General features: G+C 59.8%; 16 protein-coding genes and 1 tRNA gene. 11 read left to right on the top strand and 6 right to left on the bottom strand.

The genetic code is table 11. The features are described from left to right. Positions 1-597: a sarcosine oxidase subunit gamma gene (locus FFH90_RS12800; protein WP_111454605.1), complete on the top strand. Its 597-nt coding sequence runs from the start codon at positions 1-3 to the stop codon at positions 595-597. Between the two features lie 367 nt (positions 598-964). On the opposite strand, the gene FFH90_RS12795 is transcribed toward FFH90_RS12800, so the two are convergent. The 6 genes from FFH90_RS12795 to FFH90_RS12770 form a co-directional block, all read right to left on the bottom strand. Beyond that, positions 965-1040, bottom strand: a tRNA-Gly gene (locus FFH90_RS12795). 63 nt (positions 1041-1103) lie between these two features. After that, positions 1104-1664, bottom strand: coding sequence for a CDP-diacylglycerol--glycerol-3-phosphate 3-phosphatidyltransferase (gene pgsA / locus FFH90_RS12790; protein WP_007933765.1), 561 nt, complete (start codon positions 1662-1664; stop codon positions 1104-1106). A gap of 33 nt (positions 1665-1697) precedes the next feature. Further along, on the bottom strand, positions 1698-3521 hold the full coding sequence (gene uvrC / locus FFH90_RS12785) for an excinuclease ABC subunit UvrC (RefSeq protein ID WP_007933764.1): 1824 nt from the start codon (positions 3519-3521) through the stop codon (positions 1698-1700). 2 nt (positions 3522-3523) lie between these two features. Next, entirely contained in the window at positions 3524-4165 is a 642-nt protein-coding gene (gene uvrY, locus FFH90_RS12780; protein ID WP_138867288.1) for a UvrY/SirA/GacA family response regulator transcription factor, read from the bottom strand. 127 nt (positions 4166-4292) lie between these two features. After that, positions 4293-4736 carry a GNAT family N-acetyltransferase gene (locus FFH90_RS12775; protein ID WP_138867287.1) on the bottom strand — a complete coding sequence of 148 codons (444 nt, stop codon included), beginning with the start codon at positions 4734-4736 and terminating at the stop codon, positions 4293-4295. After that, positions 4737-5495, bottom strand: a complete 759-nt coding sequence (locus FFH90_RS12770) for a carbon-nitrogen hydrolase family protein (RefSeq protein WP_111454607.1) — start codon at positions 5493-5495, stop codon at positions 4737-4739. It abuts the gene before it with no gap. A gap of 645 nt (positions 5496-6140) precedes the next feature. Between FFH90_RS12770 and FFH90_RS12765 the strand changes: the two genes are divergently transcribed. From FFH90_RS12765 to hbdH, 10 genes are all read left to right on the top strand, one after another. Next, complete coding sequence (locus tag FFH90_RS12765) at positions 6141-7229, top strand: 3-deoxy-7-phosphoheptulonate synthase (RefSeq protein WP_138867286.1); 1089 nt, start codon at positions 6141-6143, stop codon at positions 7227-7229. A gap of 276 nt (positions 7230-7505) precedes the next feature. Then, entirely contained in the window at positions 7506-8387 is an 882-nt protein-coding gene (locus FFH90_RS12760; RefSeq protein WP_019649160.1) for a triacylglycerol lipase, read from the top strand. Between the two features lie 95 nt (positions 8388-8482). Beyond that, a complete protein-coding gene (locus FFH90_RS12755; protein ID WP_007933754.1) occupies positions 8483-8764 on the top strand; it encodes a peptidylprolyl isomerase in 282 nt (93 codons plus the stop codon). Between the two features lie 135 nt (positions 8765-8899). After that, the gene (locus FFH90_RS12750; RefSeq protein ID WP_138867285.1) at positions 8900-10768 is read left to right on the top strand and encodes an extracellular solute-binding protein; all 1869 of its coding nucleotides are present in this window, start codon (positions 8900-8902) and stop codon (positions 10766-10768) included. Beyond that, entirely contained in the window at positions 10768-11829 is a 1062-nt protein-coding gene (locus FFH90_RS12745; protein WP_064617099.1) for a microcin C ABC transporter permease YejB, read from the top strand. Before FFH90_RS12750 ends, FFH90_RS12745 begins: the two co-directional genes overlap by 1 nt. Beyond that, a complete protein-coding gene (locus FFH90_RS12740; RefSeq protein ID WP_018927669.1) occupies positions 11829-12851 on the top strand; it encodes an ABC transporter permease in 1023 nt (340 codons plus the stop codon). The genes FFH90_RS12745 and FFH90_RS12740 overlap by 1 nt, the downstream gene beginning before the upstream one ends. Before the next feature lie 14 nt (positions 12852-12865). Then, positions 12866-14446: an ABC transporter ATP-binding protein gene (locus FFH90_RS12735; protein WP_064617098.1), complete on the top strand. Its 1581-nt coding sequence runs from the start codon at positions 12866-12868 to the stop codon at positions 14444-14446. 44 nt (positions 14447-14490) lie between these two features. Continuing rightward, the gene (locus tag FFH90_RS12730) at positions 14491-15906 is read left to right on the top strand and encodes a sigma-54-dependent Fis family transcriptional regulator (RefSeq protein ID WP_064617097.1); all 1416 of its coding nucleotides are present in this window, start codon (positions 14491-14493) and stop codon (positions 15904-15906) included. Positions 15907-16193: 287 nt separating this feature from the next. Further along, positions 16194-17585 carry a GntP family permease gene (locus tag FFH90_RS12720; protein WP_138867283.1) on the top strand — a complete coding sequence of 464 codons (1392 nt, stop codon included), beginning with the start codon at positions 16194-16196 and terminating at the stop codon, positions 17583-17585. 7 nt (positions 17586-17592) lie between these two features. Then, positions 17593-18366, top strand: coding sequence for a 3-hydroxybutyrate dehydrogenase (gene hbdH / locus FFH90_RS12715; RefSeq protein ID WP_138867282.1), 774 nt, complete (start codon positions 17593-17595; stop codon positions 18364-18366). Positions 18367-18447 lie beyond the last annotated feature (81 nt).

The raw sequence follows: 18447 nt of genomic DNA, 5'->3' as shown, positions 1-18447 counted from the left end.
ATGACCAGTCTGAGAGAACAACCTAGCGTCAGTCAGCAAGCCCTGGCGCCTTCGCCGGAGTACTGCCTGGTGGACCTGACCGACCTGCCTCGGGTCGGCTTTCGCGGCGCACACAGTGCCGAGTACTTGCGCAACCGAGGCTTCGTCCTGCCGGACGCGCCCAACCGCGCCGTGGCCCAGGCCGATGGCAGCCTAGTTGCGCGACTGTCGCAGACCGAGTACTTACTGCTGGGCAGTCCAGAAGATCAGGGCGAACGGATGGCCGATGAAGAAGCCCGCTGGGAACTCGATCATCAGGCCAATTACCTGCTGCCGCGTCAGGACAGTCATGCCTGGTTTCAGCTGACAGGGGAATGTCCGAGCGAGGTGATGGCCAAGCTCTGTGGCGCTGACTTGAGTCCCCAGACATTCGGTCCGGGGACGGTGGCACAGACGTCGGCGGCGCGCATCAACGTGATCGTGATCAACGCCGGTACCGCGCATCAGGCGAGTTTGCACATCCTTTGTGATCGGGCGTCGAAAGCGTATTTTCGGGGGGCGTTGGAGGATGCAATGCAGGAGTATTCAGGTCTGGCTACGGCTGTGACAACGCGCTGACTCTGCCGCCCTACTGGTCATGCATGCTGAGACAAAATTCCGTTCTAAGCATGTATGGGCAGATGCCAACAGTGATGACAATGCCGCTTGTACACGCTGCACCGGCGATTAACAACGCCCCAATAATTTAGCTTTTCAGTGTAGCGAATTCGCTTCTGTGAACGCACGATAAATGAGCAACGTAGTACTGACGCTTCAGCTAGGATTTCGATGTACGTTTTAACGTACAAAAAAAAGCGTGGCTGATAATGGTTTTCAGCAGAACTCGCTGGAACGAAAAAAGAGGCAAAAGCCTCTTTTTTCAATGCTGACAACAAAATAGCGCGCAAAAAAAAACGCCACTCAATGAGTGGCGTTTTTCTGTATTTGGAGCGGGAAACGAGACTCGAACTCGCGACCCCGACCTTGGCAAGGTCGTGCTCTACCAACTGAGCTATTCCCGCGTCTTGGTGAGGCGCATTCTATAGAATCCAGATGCCCCGTCAACCCCTTGATTCAAAAAAGTTTTATTTCTTTTCCACATCCGTCTTCAGATGCGGCCAGGCGGCCCGCAAGTACTGGACCATGGACCACAAGGTCAGGCCAGCGGACACCATCAGCAAAGCGTAGCCCATCAGGACCCAGAAGCTGAAGTCCGACGGATTGGCCAGCAGGATCACCAGCGCCAGCATTTGCGCGGCGGTTTTCCATTTGCCCAGGTTCGATACCGCCACATGGGCACGGGCGCCGAGTTCGGCCATCCACTCGCGCAGCGCCGATACGACGATCTCGCGACCGATGATGACGGCGGCCGGCAGTGTGAGCCACAGGTTGCCGTGTTCTTGCACCAGCAGCACCAGCGCAACGGCGACCATCAGCTTGTCCGCAACAGGATCGAGGAAAGCCCCGAACGGTGTGCTTTGTTCCAGACGTCGGGCCAGATACCCGTCCAGCCAGTCGGTCGCGGCGGCAAAGGCAAAAACCGAAGCCGACGCCAGATAGCTCCAGTGGTAAGGCAAGTAAAACAGCAAAATGAAGATCGGGATGAGCAGGACGCGTAGAACGGTAATCAGATTAGGGATATTCATCGACACAACTGGCTACGAGGTGAGTTGGGCATTCTACTCGCTGTGCAGATTTGCATAAATCAACTCTGCGAGCTTTTTACTGATCCCGGGTGCTTTGGCGATCTCTTCGATGCTGGCACGAGACAGCTCCTGCAATCCACCAAAATGTTTCAACAAATCCCGTCGACGTGTCGGTCCGACACCAGCAACCCCCTCGAGCGTCGAGGTGCGGCGGGTTTTACCGCGCCGTGCACGGTGCCCGGTGATGGCAAAACGGTGAGCTTCGTCGCGGATCTGCTGGATCAAATGCAGCGCGGGGGAATCACCGCGCAAGGTGAATTCATGGGCCGCATCGTTGAGGTACAAGGTTTCGAAACCGGCCTTGCGCGTCGCCCCCTTGGCCACGCCCAGCAGAATCAGGTCGGGCACGGCCAGCTCATTGAGCACGTCACGGGCCATCGACAGCTGACCTTTACCGCCGTCGACCAGCAGAATGTCCGGCAGTTTGCCCTCCCCGTCCTTCAACTTGCTGAAGCGTCGGGTCAGGGCCTGGTGCATCGCGGCATAGTCGTCGCCTGGCGTGACGCCTTCGATGTTGTAGCGGCGGTAGTCGGACTTGATCGGGCCTTCCGGGCCGAACACCACGCAGGACGCCACGGTGGCCTCGCCACTGGAATGACTGATGTCGTAGCACTCGAGACGTTGCGGCGGCTCGTCCAGGCTCAGTACTTCGGCCAGGGCATCAAAACGTGCCGCGACGTGTTGCCGGTTCGCCAGACGTGCACCCAGAGCCTGCTCGGCATTGGTGACCGCCAATTGCTGCCAGCGCGCGCGGGTGCCCCGTACACGATGACTGATGGTCAGTTCACGACCGCGCAGCTCTTCAATGGCCGCAATCAGGGTCGGAAAGTCTTCGTGAACCACGTTGACGATCAGCTCGCTCGGCAAGTCGCGTTCGGGGCTGCTGATGAAGTACTGACCGAGAAACGCCGCCATGACTTCGGAAACGTCTTCTTCAATACCCACCTGCGGGAAGAAGTTCTTGCTCCCCAACACCCGGCCGCCGCGTACGCTGATCAAGTGCACACAGGCGCCACCCGGATTGACGAACGCTGCGATCACATCGACATCGCCCGTCCCGCCTTCCATGCTCTGCTGGTCCTGGACCCGGCGCAGCAATGAAATCTGGTCGCGCAATTCGGCGGCACGTTCGAACTCCAGATTGACCGCCGCCTCCTCCATGGCCGCGGACAACTCGTCCGCCAACGCGTTGCTGCGCCCTTCAAGAAACATCACCGAGTGGCGAACATCTTCGGCATACACTTCGGGCTCGACCAGGCCGACACACGGCGCCTTGCAGCGCTTGATCTGGTATTGCAGGCAAGGTCGCGTGCGGTTCTTGTAATAGCTGTCTTCGCACTGACGTACAAAAAAAGCCTTTTGCAGCAGGCTCAGGCTTTCGCGGATCGCTCCTGCGCTGGGGTAAGGGCCGAAATACTTGCCCTTGGCCTTTTTCGCTCCGCGATGGATGCTCAAGCGCGGAAACTGGCCATCCGAGAGAAAGACATAAGGGTAGGACTTATCGTCGCGCAGCAGGATGTTGTACGGCGGGCGCCATTCCTTGATCAGCGTCTGCTCGAGTAGCAAGGCCTCTGTTTCGTTGGCCGTGATGGTGGTTTCGACCTGGGCGATACGGCCTACCAGCGCGGCGGTCTTGGGGGCCAGACCGGTTTTGCGGAAGTAGCTCGCCAAACGTTTCTTGAGATTCTTGGCTTTGCCGACATAAAGCAGACGGGCATCGCTGTCGAACATGCGATAGACACCCGGCCGCCCACTGACCGTCGACAGAAAAGCACTTGGATCGAAGGTTTCAGTCATTTTCAGAGGCTGGCATCAACCATGCCGTGACGAACCGCCAACAGCGTCAACTCGACATCGCTGCTGATCGAAAGCTTTTCGAAAATACGGTAACGGTAGGTATTCGCTGTTTTTGGCGACAGGCACAGTTTGTCGGAGATGATCTGCACCTTCTGACAGCCGACAATCATCAACGCAATCTGGATTTCCCGCTCAGACAAGGCGTCGAACGGCGAATCGTTGGTTGGCTGGAACGATTTGATCGCCAGTTGCTGGGCAATTTGCGGGCTGATATAGCGTTGCCCGGCAAACACCAGGCGAATGGCCTGGACCATTTCCGGCAATCCGGCGCCCTTGGTCAGGTAGCCCGCGGCACCTGCCTGTAACAGGCGGGTTGGAAACGGATCTTCTTCGCACACGGTGACCGCGACGACTTTGATGTCGGGATGACTGCGCAATAATTTGCGCGTGGCTTCAAGACCGCCGATCCCGGGCATCTTGACGTCCATCAGCACCACATCGGGTTTCAACTCACGCGCTTTGAGCAGGGATTCCTCTCCCGACTCGGCCTGACCGACTACTTGCAGGCCATCGATGTCAGCCAGCATTCGTGTAATGCCTGTACGAACGAGATCATGGTCATCGACTACTAGCACCCTAATCAAGCAGACACCTCGCGATTTGGTCTTATTGGGTTGCCGGACACCTTAGCAAAAAGCGACTGGCAGACCTAGCGGAAAGCAGCATATAAAAAGTGTCAATTCTTCTGGCGAGGCTTGCTGGCAGTGTGTTTCAGCGATGCAGTCCATTGATATCACGCTGCATTCTCAGGAAACACTGGTCCTTGCCGACCACCTTCAGTCCTTTTCTCTCGTAAAGTATTTTTGCCGGATTATTTTCAAATACGGTCAGACGCAATGCCAGGCGCCGTTCCTTGCAGGCCATGGCGAATACCTGATCGATCACCCACGAACCGGCGCCCTGCCCCCGGCACGCTTCAAGTAAATGCAATTCGCGGATATACAAGGCGCTGGCGTCACGGCTCAGGCTGACATACCCCATCAGTGTGTCATCACGCACAATCAGCCAGTTTTCGCGTCCCTCCCAAGCAACATCGAAAGCCTCGTCCTGCCACAACAGTTCATGTTGAATGTAGTAGCGCAGCATATTTCGACAAGTCAGGTCACGCGCGAAGTCCAGGTCACGAGACGTTGCCGGGCGTAATTCGAACCCCATTCAAGCCTCCGCGACAGTCACGATTTGCCCCTTCCAGCCGTCAGCATTGCGACGAGCAACCACCATGAGATTCCCCGTCCCCGGTGCCGCCGCAACCAACGAGCCGTCCGCCGCCCAGATTGCACTACGCCCTGCCGACTCCCAGCCACCCGTTGCGCCACCATGGTTGGCCATCAGTACCGCCATCGAGTGGGTGCGGGCATAACCTTGCAACAGTGCGGTATCTGGAGCGTAGCCGCTTTCTGTAATCAACACGCCCGCGGCATAAAGATCAGCGCCCTGCCGTGCCGCGGCGGCTGCATGACTGGCGTGAGAAAAATCGGCGCATACCGCCAACGCGACGGTGTCGGTGCCGATCTTCAATGTCGAACCGCCTGTTCCCGGGGCAAATGCCACCTCCTCCCCTGGGTGCAAATGCTGTTTGCTGTAGATCTCGAGCAAACCATCGGCCCCCAACACCAGGGCACCGATCAACACCGGCGAATCGTCCGACAGACGAATCGGCATCCCGACGACACTGGTCACACCGACCTCCCGCGCGAAATCGCGCAGAGGTTGCAGCACTCTGGCGTCTGGCGCGATGGCCAGCTCCGCTGCCAGACCGCGCTCGTAGCCGGTCAGCGACAGTTCTGGAAACACCAGCAATTGCACGCCCTGCTCCGCGGCAACCTGCATGAAGCGCAGGTGCCGGGCAATATTGGCGGCAAGATCACCGGCGACAGAGATCGATTGTGCGGCGGCGATGGTCAGTGTCGTCATGGTTCGTCCTTGTGACGTTGATGGTTTGGACGCCGGTTACACGCCGCCCGCTGCGTAAAGTGTGTCACAACTCCCGACCTACCCAACCGATAGAAACGCCCCGTGATGCCCGATAGCATTTTCTGATTGAATCCGCGTACCGGCCTCTAGTAAGCTCGGCTCATTCATCGGAGACAGACCATGTTCAACGCCCTCTCACCGCTTCGTACCGCCAGCGCCTCGCGCTCGGATGCGGCTGCCCGGGTGAATGACGTTTGTGCTTCGGTCAGCTTTTATTTTGGGTATTGGTTTAGCCACTGGCGCGCCTGATACCCACACGGCGCCCACTTTAAACGGGTCGCCACCAGAGAATTCTCTACCCCCGGTCGGCCTCCCGACCGGGGGTTTTGTTTTTTCAGCCCTGAACATTTTTAGCGTCACACCAGACAACTTGAGGATTTACGACATGAATTACGCCACTTATTACCGTTACGACACTTTTACCGCCTGGCGATTTACCAGCTTCCGCTCGGGACAGCCTGCCGCCTCCGATCGGTCACCCACAGGTGGCAAGCACACACACGCAGCCAATCCGGCCAATTGTCGAACACCCCACTAGGGCCGAGCGCGCGGGACGAACCCGCCGCCAGCCCAGGAAGCCCGAATATGAACTCGTCCGTCTCTGCTCTGCCGCTGTCCACCTTGAGCCCTGCCAATGAAGCGCTGACCTTGCGTCTGCCCAGCTCATTGCAACTCAAACAGCAACTGCCACTCAGCAATGCCCTGACCCAACAAGTCGCCGCCCACCGCCAGGCCGTCCGCGCGATCCTCAACGGTGAAGACTCCCGTCTGCTGGTGATCGTCGGTCCCTGCTCGATTCACGACCCACGTTCTGCCCTCGAATACGCCGCCAACCTGGCCCGTCTGTCTGCACAAGTCGGCGACGAGATGCTGCTGGTGATGCGCGCCTACGTCGAAAAACCCCGCACCACGGTCGGCTGGAAAGGCCTGGCCTACGACCCGCACCTGGATGGCAGCGATGACATGGCGGGTGGTTTGACCCTGTCCCGCGAATTGATGCGCGAAATGCTCCAACTGGGCCTGCCCGTTGCCACCGAGCTGCTGCAACCGATGGCCGCCGGTTACTTTGACGACCTGCTGAGCTGGGTCGCGATCGGCGCCCGCACCACCGAATCGCAGATCCATCGGGAAATGGCCAGTGGCCTGAGCATGCCGGTAGGGTTCAAGAACGGCACCGATGGTGGTGTGGCTGTCGCCAGCGACGCCATGCGCTCGGCCGCTCATCCGCACCGCCATTTCGGTGTCGACAGCCAGGGCCATCCTGCGATTATCCAGACACCGGGCAACCCCGACACTCACCTGGTATTGCGCGGTGGCCATCGCGGGCCGAACTACGACCGCGACAGCATTGCCAAAGTGCACAGCGACTTGACCAGACTCAAGATTCCGGCGCGGATCATGGTCGACTGCAGCCACGCCAACAGCGGTAAAGATCCGTTGCGTCAGCCCGCCGTGTTCAACGACGTGCTTGAACAGCGCCTGCAAGGTGATCGCTCGCTGGTCGGCATGATGATTGAGAGTCATCTGTTCGAAGGCTGCCAACCGTTGAGCCCTTCGTTGCGGTACGGGGTGTCGGTAACGGACGGCTGCCTTGGCTGGACCGGGACGGAACAATTGTTGTTGCAGGGAGCCGAGCGACTTCGTGCACAACGAAGCGCTCAGCAGCCAAAGTAAGCCGTGTCGCCGAGAACCGCGATGCAGCGCGATCGGGTCGGTTTGCACGGAAAAATGACCTACCAGAGGTAGGTCATTGAAAGAAATATCTCGGCCATCGTTAAAAAGATGTCCGGATATTCCGACCAAGACCTCACGCTCATTCGAGTTTTCGTACCATTTCTATTCCGTTTTCATCAGGTTACAGCGGCTTTTTCATACATCGCCGAGCGGTGGGTGTGCTTTAGAGTGCCCCCTTGAGCACACACCTGACCTACTGCGAAAAAGGAAATGTACATGCTACGGAATGCAACCACTGACTATCCGATCCTGCTGGTCCACGGGCTCTTCGGCTTCGATCGCATCGGCAAACTCGAACTGTTCCATGACGTCAAACAGGCCTTGAGAAGCGCCGGTGCGAGGGTTTTCATCCCGCACCTGTCGGCGACCCACAGCAATGAAACCCGTGGCGAACAGTTGCTGGTGCAGATCGAACGGGTACTGCAAGGAACCGGTGCAAGCAAAGTCAATCTGATCGGTCACAGCCAGGGCGCACTGGCTGCACGATATGCGGGGGCGCTGGCGCCACAGGTGGTCGCTTCGGTGACATCGGTCAGCGGGCCGAACCACGGCTCGGAACTGGCCGACTTCCTGCGCAAGGCGCTGACGCCCGGGCGCCTGCCGGAACAGGTCGCCGGAGCGGTGGCCACCCTGTTCGCCGACTTCCTGTCGTTGCTCAGCGGCAACCGGCACCTGCCGCAGAACGCCATCGCCGCACTCAACGCGCTGACCACCGAAGGTGTCGGCGCATTCAACGACAAGTACCCTCAAGGGTTGCCGAAAACCTGGGGCGGCAAGGGTCGCGAACTGGTGAACGGCGTACGCTACTACTCCTGGAGCGGCACCCTGCAGGGAAACATCCTCGACGAAGGGCTCTATGCGCTCAACCCGCTGCACGGGTTCCTGCGGGCCTTCTCCCACTACTTCACCACCGAAGCCGAGCAGAATGACGGCATGGTCGGCCGGTTCAGCTCCCATCTGGGTAAAGTGATCCGTTCCGACTATCCGCTGGATCATCTGGACAGCCTCAGCCAGACCACAGGTCAAGTCCGCAAGGGCATCGACCCCATTGACCTGTATGTGCAACATGCCGAACGCTTAAGAAATGCCGGGCTTTAGACAATGCCTTAAGCTGGACGGCATTTTGAGAAGAAATAGCCCTCTGAATCCGGTAGGCTCCGCACTTTACTGAACATTGAATGGAGTATTTTCCCATGGCCAAAGCCACCGCCCGCCACATCCTGGTTTCCAGCGAAGCCAAGTGCAACGAACTCAAGGCCCAGATCGAAGCCGGCGCCGATTTCGCCGAAGTCGCCAAAGCCAACTCCAGCTGCCCATCAAGCCGCCAGGGCGGTGACCTGGGTTCGTTCGGTCCAGGCCAGATGGTCAAGGAATTCGACACCGTGGTTTTCAGCGCGCCAATCAACGTGGTGCAAGGCCCGGTCAAGACCCAGTTCGGTTACCACCTGCTGGAAGTAACCAGCCGTCAGGACTGATCAACCCCTGAGTTTTCTCCACAACGGCCCGCCTTTTGGTGGGCCGTTGTGTTTTCGTTACGTGATACGGCTGGCGAGGGACGCGCCGCTAGCGTACAAATTGTGCTTATCGATCACCCGGCTCTAAGGCTGACAATGCGACTGGCTTTCCCCACTTTACTGTTCACTGCCGTGGCCCTGCTGTTGGGCGCCGCCGGTGTGAGCGCTGCACCGCAACAGGCGTTGACCGTGTACGGTGAACCGGCGAAGTATCCCGCCGGTTTCAGTCATTTCGACTACACCAACCCGCAAGCGCCCAAGGGCGGCACGATGCGTCGCTCGGCGCTGGAAATCGGTCATTTCGACCACATCCTGCCGTACATCGACAAAGGGATTGGCGTCACACAAGTCGATGGCTTGATCTACTCGCCCCTGGCCGTGCGTTCACTGGACGAACCCTACACCGTGTACGGCCTGGTGGCGCAGCAGATGGAGCGTTCCGACGATGGACTGTCCCTGCGTTTCTACCTGAACCCGAAGGCCCGTTTCGCCGATGGCAAGCCGATCACCGCCGAAGACGTGCGCTACACTTTCGACCTGCTGATGACCCAGGGCAGCCTGCGCTATCGCACGCAATTTGCCGACGTCAAAGGCGTCGAAGTGGAATCGCCGCGAACCATTCGGTTCGATTTCAAGAGCAACGAGAACCGCACCCTGCCCCTCGACATCGCCACTTTGCCGGTGCTTCCCGAACACTGGTGGAAGACCCGCGACTTCGCCAACGGTGGCGGTTACGAGCCGCCGCTGGGCAGCGGGCCGTACCGCGTGAGCAAGGTCGACTCAGGGCGCAGCATTACCTTCGAGCGTAACGCCGACTGGTGGGCCAGGGATTTACCGGTCAGCCGCGGCCTCTACAACTTCGATCATTTCAGCATCGAGTACTTCGGCGACACCGACGTCGCCCGTCAGGTCCTGCGTGGCGGCGCCTATGACTACAACCGCGAGTTCTCCGCCACCGCCTACTCCATCGGCTACGAGAGTCCGGCCTTGCGCGACGGCCGCCTGCAAAAAGCCCACCTGGCGACACAGGCACCACAACCGTCCCAGGGTTTTGTATTTAACTTGCAAAACCCGATGTTCCAGGACCGCCGCGTGCGCCAAGCGCTGGCCATGCTCTGGGATTTCGAATGGAGCAACCGGCAGATGATGCGCGACCTGTACATCCGCCAGCAGAGTTTCTTTTCCAACACCGAGCTCGCCGCCCGACAACTGCCCGACGCGGGTGAGCGGGCGATTCTCGAACCGCTGCGCGGACAGATCCCCGACGAAGTCTTCACTCAGGTCTTCGAAGCACCGAAAACCGATGGCAGCGGCGTAATTCGCGACAAACAGTTGCAAGCACTGGATCTGCTCGAACAGGCCGGCTGGAAACCCGATGGCGATCAACTGGTCAACGCCGAAGGCCAACCGCTGAGCTTCACCTTCCTGATCAGCCAGAACGGCATGGACCGATTGCTGCTGCCTTACAAGCGCACCCTGAAACAAATCGGCATCGACCTGAACATTCGGCGCATCGACGCCTCCCAGTACGTCAACCGCCTGATGTCCCGGGACTACGACATGATCGTCACCGGCTACCCGGTCACCAACTCGCCGGGTAACGAGCTGTACAACTACTTTGGCTCGGCGGCGGCCAGCGATCCGGGCTCCAACAACTACATGGTGCTGAAGAACCCGGCGGTCGATACGTTGATCAACGGCCTGGTCCGCGCCAACACCCAGGCCGACATGCTGCGCTACGCCCATGCCCTGGACCGTGTCCTGCAATGGAACTTCTATTGGATTCCCAACTATTACCCGCCCGGCAGTTCGACCGTGTGGTGGAACCGCTTCGGCATTCCCTCTGTACAAGCAAGCAATGACGAAGCCATCGAGAGTTGGTGGGAAGTCAGCTCCACACCCCTGACCAACGAACAGATGACCGCCGAACTCATCAAGCGCGGCAAATCCGGAGGGTCGCACTGATGTGGGCTTACGTACTGCGGCGCTTGCTGCTGATCATCCCGACTTTAGTGATCATTCTTCTGGTCAACTTCGCCATCGTCCAGGCCGCGCCCGGTGGCCCGGTGGAACAGGCCATAGCGCACTTGCAAGGCATCGGTGGCGCGAGTATCGGCGGCGGTTCCAGTGAGACCATGCACGGCAGCTCTCGGGCCAGCCGTGGGCTCGATCCGCAGCTGATCAAGGAGATCGAAAAGCAATACGGCTTTGACAAGCCAGCGCCGGAACGCTTGTGGCTGATGCTCAAGAGCTATGCCCACCTCGACTTCGGCAAGAGCTTTTTTCGCGGTGCCACGGTCACCGACCTGATCCTGGATAAAATGCCGGTGACCATTTCCCTCGGGCTCTGGGCGACGTTGATCACTTATCTGGTGTCGATTCCGCTGGGCATCCGCAAGGCCGTGCACCACGGCAGCCATTTCGATATCTGGAGCAGCACCGCGATCATCATCGGTTACGCAATGCCGGCGTTCCTGTTCGCGATGTTCCTGATCGTGGTCTTCGCCGGCGGCACCTCGTTGAACTGGTTTCCGGTACGCGGCCTGGTCTCGGACAACTTCGATTCGCTGTCGACGGTGGGCAAGATCGCCGATTACTTCTGGCACCTGGTGCTGCCAGTAACGGCGCTAGTGGTCGGCGGCTTTGCGACCCTGACCATCCTCACCAAAAATTCCTTCCTCAATGAAATCACCCGCCAGTACGTGGTCACCGCCCGGGCCAAGGGCTTGAGCGAACGCCAGGTGCTTTACGGCCATGTGTTTCGCAACGCCATGCTGCTGGTGGTCTCGGGAATTCCCCAGGCCTTTATCAGCGTTTTCTTCGCCGGCTCGCTGCTGATCGAAGTGATTTTCTCCCTCGATGGCCTGGGTCGCATGAGTTACGAAGCGGCGGTATCGCGGGACTATCCGGTGGTATTCGGTTCGCTGTTCATCTTCACCTTGTTCGGCCTGCTGATAAAAATCATCGGTGACCTGTGCTACACCCTGGTCGATCCGCGTATCGACTTCGCCGCGAGGAACGCCTGATGTTCAAACTCTCGCCGCTGGGCCGTCGCCGTTTTGAACGCTTCAAGAAAAACCGCCGGGGCTGGTGGTCGTTGTGGTTGTTTGTCGGTTTGTTCCTGCTGACCCTGGGCGGCGAACTGATCGCCAATGACCAACCGCTGGTGCTCAGTTATCAGGGCTCGCTGTACTTCCCGGCGTTCAAACACCACACCGAGCAAGAATTCGGCGGCCAGTTGCCGTTTCAGGCCGATTTCCGCAGCGATTACGTGCAGAAGCTGATTCACAAGGGCGACGGCTGGATGCTGTTTGCGCCGATCCCGTTCAGCGACGACACGCCCAATTACGATCTCAATCAACCGGCGCCGAGTCCGCCGTCGAAGGTCAACTGGCTGGGCACCGACGATCAGGCCCGGGACGTGCTGGCGCGAGTGATTTTCGGGGCACGGGTGTCGATCCTGTTTGCGCTGATGCTGACGTTTATCAGCGCCTTGATCGGTATCGCCGCCGGTGCATTGCAGGGCTATTACGGCGGCTGGGTCGACCTGCTTGGTCAGCGCTTGCAGGAAGTCTGGTCGGGGCTGCCCGTGCTGTACCTGCTGATCATTCTGTCGGGTTTCGTCGAGCCGAATTTCTGGTGGCTGTTGGGGATCATGGCGTTGTTTTCCTGGCTGGCGCTGGTGGACGTAGTGCGCGCCGAGTTCCTGCGCGGGCGTAACCTGGAATACGTCAAAGCCGCCCGTGCGTTGGGCCTGACCGACCGCAAGGTGATCGTGCGACACATTCTGCCCAACGCAATGAACGCCACCCTGAGTTATCTGCCGTTCATCCTGACCGGGGCGATTTCCACCCTCACGGCGCTGGATTTCCTCGGTTTCGGCATGCCAGCCGGCAGTGCGTCCCTGGGCGAATTGATTGGCCAAGGCAAACAGAACCTGCAAGCGCCGTGGCTGGGGCTGACGGCGTTTTTCACCCTGGCGCTGATTCTTTCTTTGCTGGTATTCATTGGCGAGGCGTTGCGTGATGCCTTTGACCCTCGTTCTTGAAGCGGACTGGTGATATGACTGACAACCTGATCGAAATCCGTGACCTCAATGTAGCCTTCAGTGGCCAGACTGTGGTGCGCAACCTGTGCCTGGACATCCACCCCGGCGAATGCCTGGCGCTGGTCGGCGAGTCCGGATCCGGCAAGTCGGTGACCGCCCACTCGATCCTGCAACTGCTGCCAGAAAACGGTACGCAAACCACCGGCAGCATTCGCTATCGCGGCCAGGAATTGATCGGCGCCGACGCTAACGTCTTGCGCGAACTGCGCGGTAACCGGATCGCGATCATATTCCAGGAGCCGATGACCTCCCTCAATCCGCTGCACAGCATCGAGAAACAGATCGGCGAAACCCTGCTGCTGCACAAAGGGCTGGGTGGCAAAGCGGCGCAAGCGCGGATTCTCGAATTACTGCAACTGGTGGGCATCCAGAAGCCCGAAGAGCGGCTCAAGGCCTACCCTCATCAACTGTCCGGCGGCCAGCGACAACGGGTGATGATCGCCATGGCCCTGGCCTGCGAACCGGAATTGCTGATCGCCGACGAGCCGACCACCGCGCTGGATGTGACGGTGCAGCGCAAGATCCTGCGGCTGCTCAAATCCCTGCAACAGCAGCTTGGCATGTCGCTGCTGCTGATCAGCCACGACCTCAATCTGGTGCGCAGCATGGCCCAGCGGGTGTGCGTGATGCACGCTGGGGAAATCGTCGAGCAGGCACCTTGCGAAACGCTGTTCACCGAGCCGAAACACCCTTACAGCTGTGTGCTGCTGAACGCCGAGCCGGAAGGTGAAGCCCTGCCCCGGGACGAGCGTGAAAACGTGCTGGAAGTGGAGAATCTGCAAGTGCAGTTCACCCTCGGTGGCGGGCTGTTCCAGCGTAAGACGTACCTGCGTGCAGTGGACGGCATCAGCCTGAACGTTCAGCGCGGCAAGACCCTGGGCATCGTCGGTGAGTCCGGTTCAGGCAAGTCCACGCTCGGTCAGGCGATCCTGCGCTTGCTTGATTCCGAAGGCAGCATTCGCTTTCAGGGGCAGGCGCTGGATGGCCTGACGCAAAAGCAACTGCGACCATGGCGCAAGAAGATGCAGGTGGTGTTCCAGGACCCGTTCGGCAGCCTCAGCCCGCGAATGTCCGTGGCGCAGATCATCAGTGAAGGCCTTGAGGTCCATAGCCAGTCCACCCCTGCCCAATGCGAAGCCCAGGTCATCCGGGTGCTGGAAGAAGTCGGCCTCGATCCGCAAAGCCGTCATCGCTACCCGCACGAATTTTCCGGCGGGCAGCGCCAACGCATTGCCATTGCCCGCGCGCTGGTGCTCAAACCGGCGTTGATCCTGCTCGACGAACCGACCTCGGCCCTCGATCGCACGGTGCAAAAACAAGTGGTCGCCCTGCTCCGCCAGCTTCAGGAGAAATATGGCCTGACCTACCTGTTCATCAGCCACGACCTGGCGGTGGTGCGTGCCCTGGCCCACGACATGATCGTGATCAAGGACGGCAAAGTGGTGGAAAGCGGCGCTAGCCACACGGTGTTCGAATCACCGCAGCACCCATACACCAAAGAGCTGTTGGCGGCGGCGCATCCGGGGTTGGCATAATCCCTGCGATCTTTTGATCTTGATTTCCAAAAATGGACACTCCGATGAACACCACCGAAAGCCTCAAGGACTACCAGCGCGTTCGCACCCTGGCGATCCGCTCGCTGTTCGAGATCATCGAGCAATCGAGCGAAGGCACGGTGATTGTCGACCGCGATGCGAATATTGTCTGGATGAACGAGCGCTATGCCCGGCGATTCGGCCTGGAGTCGGCCGCAGGCGCCATCGGCAGGGCCTGTGAAAGCGTGATCCCCGGCAGCCTGTTGCGCGAGGTGGTGCGTACCGGACGGCCGATCCTGCTGGACATGCAAGACACCCCCAAAGAACCGCTGGTGGTGATGCGCCTGCCGATTCACGACGATGCCGGCGCGGTGATCGGCGCCATCGGTTTTGCCCTGTTCGACGAATTGCGCAGCCTGTCGCCGATGCTCAAGCGCTACCTGAGCATGCAGGAAGAACTGGCGTCCACCCGCTCGCTGCTGCGGGCGCGACAGACCAAGTACAACTTCGCGCACTTCATCGGCACCAGCGCCGCCAGCCTCGAAGTCAAACGCCGCGCCCGACGCAGCGCCAGTGCAGAGTCGCCGGTGTTGTTGCTCGGTGAAACCGGCACCGGCAAGGAACTGCTGGCCCAGGCGATCCACGGCGCATCGCCCCGGGCACATAAAGCCTTCGTCAGCATCAACAGCGCAGCGATTCCCGAGTCGCTGCTGGAAGCCGAGTTCTTCGGCACCGCGCCCGGTGCGTTCACCGGCGCCGATCGCAAGGGCCGCGCCGGCAAGCTGCAGATCGCCCAGGGCGGCACGCTGTTTCTCGACGAAATCGGCGACATGCCGCTGCCGCTGCAAAGCAAGTTGCTGCGGGTGTTGCAGGAGAAGGAATTCGAACCGGTGGGCTCCAACGAGGTGATTCAGAGTGATGTGCGAGTGATCGCCGCCACCTCCACCGATCTGGTGGCGGCGATCAAACGCGGCGAGTTTCGCGCCGACTTGTATTACCGCCTCAACGTGCTGCCGATCCAGGTCCCGCCCCTGCGTGATCGCCTCGACGACCTGCCGGCCCTCAGTGAAGCGATCCTTGAGGAACTGCGCAGCCAGCACGAATTGAACCGCGAAGCCCTGGATTTGTTGGGGCAACACGCCTGGCCGGGGAACATTCGTGAACTGCGCAACGTGCTGGAGCGGGCGGCGTTGCTCAGTGATGACTTGATGCTGAACGCGGCGGATATCCGCGCGGCGATTGGCAGCTTTACCCCGGTGGAGCGTGCGGCGCCTCTGCCCATTGAGCCGATTACCCATGAAACCTTCAGTGAGGCTCGCGAACGGTTTGATCGGCAGTTGATTGAATCGACCCTCGCGCAATGCGGTGGGAAGGTAATCGAAGCGGCGGCGCGGTTGGGGCTGGGGCGGTCGACGCTGTACAAGAAGATGGCGGCGCTGGGGATTGCTGAGTCTCTATAAAGAGACATTGATCTCCATGGGTAGACAGCGCCTCTTCGCGGGCAAGCCTCGCTCCTACAGGTCGTGCAATTTCGTAGATAACCACACTCCCGTAGGAGCGAGGCTTGCCCGCGAAAGCGTCAGCCCAATCGCCAAAAATCTCAATACAGAGACAAAAATCACCAAAATCACCTCACAAACAAATAATCTCCTTATATTTCAATAGCTTAGATATCTGGCACGAAACCCGCTATAGCCCTCCCACCAAGCTTCACCCTACAAAAATAACAATCCAGGAGAGACACACCATGAGTGTGATCATTGCCTTGGCAGCCCTCGCGCTGCTGATGGTGGCTGCTTACCGTGGCTACAGCGTTATCCTCTTTGCCCCGATCGCCGCCCTCGGCGCCGTCCTGTTCACCGACCCTTCCGCCGTAGCCCCCGTCTTCACCGGGGTGTTCATGGAAAAGATGGTCGGCTTCGTCAAACTGTATTTCCCGGTGTTCCTGCTCGGTGCGGTGTTCGGCAAGCTGATCGAGCTGTCGGGCTTCTCCCGCTCCATCGTTGCGGCGGCGATTCGCTTGCTCGGCACCCGTCAGGCGATGCTGGTGATCGTGCTGGTCTGCGCCCTGCTCACGTACGGCGGTGTGTCGCTGTTTGTGGTGGTGTTTGCGGTGTACCCGTTTGCCGCCGAGATGTTCCGCCAGAGCAATATTCCCAAACGCCTGATCCCGGCGACCATCGCCCTCGGCGCGTTCTCGTTCACCATGGACGCCCTGCCTGGCACGCCGCAGATCCAGAACATCATCCCCAGCACCTTCTTCAACACCACCGCCTGGGCGGCGCCATGGCTGGGTGTGATCGGCACGATTTTCGTGTTCTGTGCCGGCATGCTGTTTCTGCAGCGCCAGCGCAACAAGGCCCAGCGCACGGGTGAAGGTTACGGCTCAGAACTGCGCAACGAGCCGGAAACCGCACCGGACATCCAGCTGCCTAATCCGTGGATCGCGCTGTCGCCGCTGTTGCTGGTGGGCCTGATGAACCTGCTGTTCACCCGCTGGATTCCTGTGTGGTACGGCAAGACCCACAGCCTTTCGCTGCCGGGCATGGCCGCCCCGGTGACCACCGACATCGCCAAGCTGACGGCGATCTGGGCGGTCCAGGCGGCCTTGCTGGTCGGCATCGTCATGGTGCTGGTGTTCGGCTTTCAGGCGATTCGTGGCAAGTTGGCCGAAGGCAGTAAAAGTGCGGTCAGCGGCGCATTGCTGGCAGCGATGAACACTGCGTCGGAATACGGTTTCGGGGCGGTGATCGCCTCGTTGCCAGGTTTTCTGGTGCTGGCCGACTGGCTCAAGAGCATTCCCAACCCGTTGGTCAATGAAGCGATCACTGTGACCTTGCTGGCCGGCATCACCGGCTCGGCGTCAGGCGGGATGAGCATCGCTTTGGCGGCGATGTCCGAGAGTTTCATCAGCGCTGCCCACGCCGCCAATATTCCCCTGGAAGTGCTGCACCGGGTCGCCGCGATGGCCAGTGGCGGCATGGACACCCTGCCGCACAACGGCGCGGTGATTACCTTGCTGGCGGTCACCGGGTTGACCCACCGCGAGGCCTACAAAGACATTTTCTGTATTACGCTGATCAAGACACTCGCTGTTTTTGTGGTGATCGGTACTTTCTACGCCACTGGCATTGTGTGAGGTATTCATGACGACTCTTTCGGGCAAGACCGCACTGGTCACCGGTTCCACCAGCGGCATCGGTCTGGGGATCGCCCTGAGCCTGGCCAAGGCCGGCGCCAACCTGATCCTCAACGGTTTCGGCGATGCGTCCTCGGTGATCGCTGAGGTCGAACAATTCGGCGGCAAGGTCGGCCATCACCCGGCCGATGTCAGCGACCCTGCACAGATCGCCGACATGATCGAGTACGCCGAGCGTGAGTTCGGCGGCGTGGATATCCTGGTCAACAACGCCGGCATCCAGCACGTGGCGGCGGTGGAAGATTTTCCGGTGGAGCGCTGGGACTCGATTATTGCGATCAATCTGTCGTCGGTGTTCCACAGCACCCGCTTGAGCCTGCCGGGCATGCGTACCAAGGGCTGGGGACGCATCATCAACATCGCTTCGGTGCACGGCCAGGTCGGTTCGGTGGGTAAAGCGGCGTATGTCGCGGCCAAGCATGGCGTGATCGGCCTGACCAAAGTGGTCGGCCTGGAAACCGCCACCACCAACGTTACCTGCAACGCCATTTGCCCAGGCTGGGTGCTGACGCCGCTGGTGCAGAAGCAGATTGATGATCGCGCCGCGACCGGGATTGACCCGCAGCAGGCGCAACACGATTTGCTGTCCGAGAAACAGCCCTCCCTGGAATTCGTGACGCCGCCGCAGCTGGGTGAGTTGGTGCTGTTTTTATGCAGCGAAGCCGGTAGCCAGGTGCGTGGCGCAGCGTGGAATATAGATGGTGGGTGGTTGGCGCAGTAGCCTGCCGCCCGCCCCTGTGGCGAGGGAGTTCTGTGGCGAGGGGGCTTGCCCCCGTTCGGCTGCGAAGCAGCCGTAAATAGG

Source organism: Pseudomonas sp. ATCC 43928 (genome assembly GCF_005938665.2).
GTDB lineage: Bacteria > Pseudomonadota > Gammaproteobacteria > Pseudomonadales > Pseudomonadaceae > Aquipseudomonas.
The sequence above is the reverse complement of the archived record's forward strand: the minus strand, read 5'-3'. Positions and strand labels throughout refer to the sequence as shown.

What these genes read in the sequence shown, in the direction of transcription:
- FFH90_RS12800 (WP_111454605.1), top strand. Translation starts at nt 1, where the DNA reads ATGACCAGTCTGAGAGAACAACCTAGCGTCAGTCAGCAAGCCCTGGCG.
- pgsA (WP_007933765.1), bottom strand. Translation starts at nt 1,664, where the DNA reads ATGAATATCCCTAATCTGATTACCGTTCTACGCGTCCTGCTCATCCCG.
- uvrC (WP_007933764.1), bottom strand. Translation starts at nt 3,521, where the DNA reads ATGACTGAAACCTTCGATCCAAGTGCTTTTCTGTCGACGGTCAGTGGG.
- FFH90_RS12775 (WP_138867287.1), bottom strand. Translation starts at nt 4,736, where the DNA reads ATGGGGTTCGAATTACGCCCGGCAACGTCTCGTGACCTGGACTTCGCG.
- FFH90_RS12770 (WP_111454607.1), bottom strand. Translation starts at nt 5,495, where the DNA reads ATGACGACACTGACCATCGCCGCCGCACAATCGATCTCTGTCGCCGGT.
- FFH90_RS12765 (WP_138867286.1), top strand. Translation starts at nt 6,141, where the DNA reads ATGAACTCGTCCGTCTCTGCTCTGCCGCTGTCCACCTTGAGCCCTGCC.
- FFH90_RS12760 (WP_019649160.1), top strand. Translation starts at nt 7,506, where the DNA reads ATGCTACGGAATGCAACCACTGACTATCCGATCCTGCTGGTCCACGGG.
- FFH90_RS12755 (WP_007933754.1), top strand. Translation starts at nt 8,483, where the DNA reads ATGGCCAAAGCCACCGCCCGCCACATCCTGGTTTCCAGCGAAGCCAAG.
- FFH90_RS12750 (WP_138867285.1), top strand. Translation starts at nt 8,900, where the DNA reads ATGCGACTGGCTTTCCCCACTTTACTGTTCACTGCCGTGGCCCTGCTG.
- FFH90_RS12745 (WP_064617099.1), top strand. Translation starts at nt 10,768, where the DNA reads ATGTGGGCTTACGTACTGCGGCGCTTGCTGCTGATCATCCCGACTTTA.
- FFH90_RS12740 (WP_018927669.1), top strand. Translation starts at nt 11,829, where the DNA reads ATGTTCAAACTCTCGCCGCTGGGCCGTCGCCGTTTTGAACGCTTCAAG.
- FFH90_RS12735 (WP_064617098.1), top strand. Translation starts at nt 12,866, where the DNA reads ATGACTGACAACCTGATCGAAATCCGTGACCTCAATGTAGCCTTCAGT.
- FFH90_RS12730 (WP_064617097.1), top strand. Translation starts at nt 14,491, where the DNA reads ATGAACACCACCGAAAGCCTCAAGGACTACCAGCGCGTTCGCACCCTG.
- FFH90_RS12720 (WP_138867283.1), top strand. Translation starts at nt 16,194, where the DNA reads ATGAGTGTGATCATTGCCTTGGCAGCCCTCGCGCTGCTGATGGTGGCT.
- hbdH (WP_138867282.1), top strand. Translation starts at nt 17,593, where the DNA reads ATGACGACTCTTTCGGGCAAGACCGCACTGGTCACCGGTTCCACCAGC.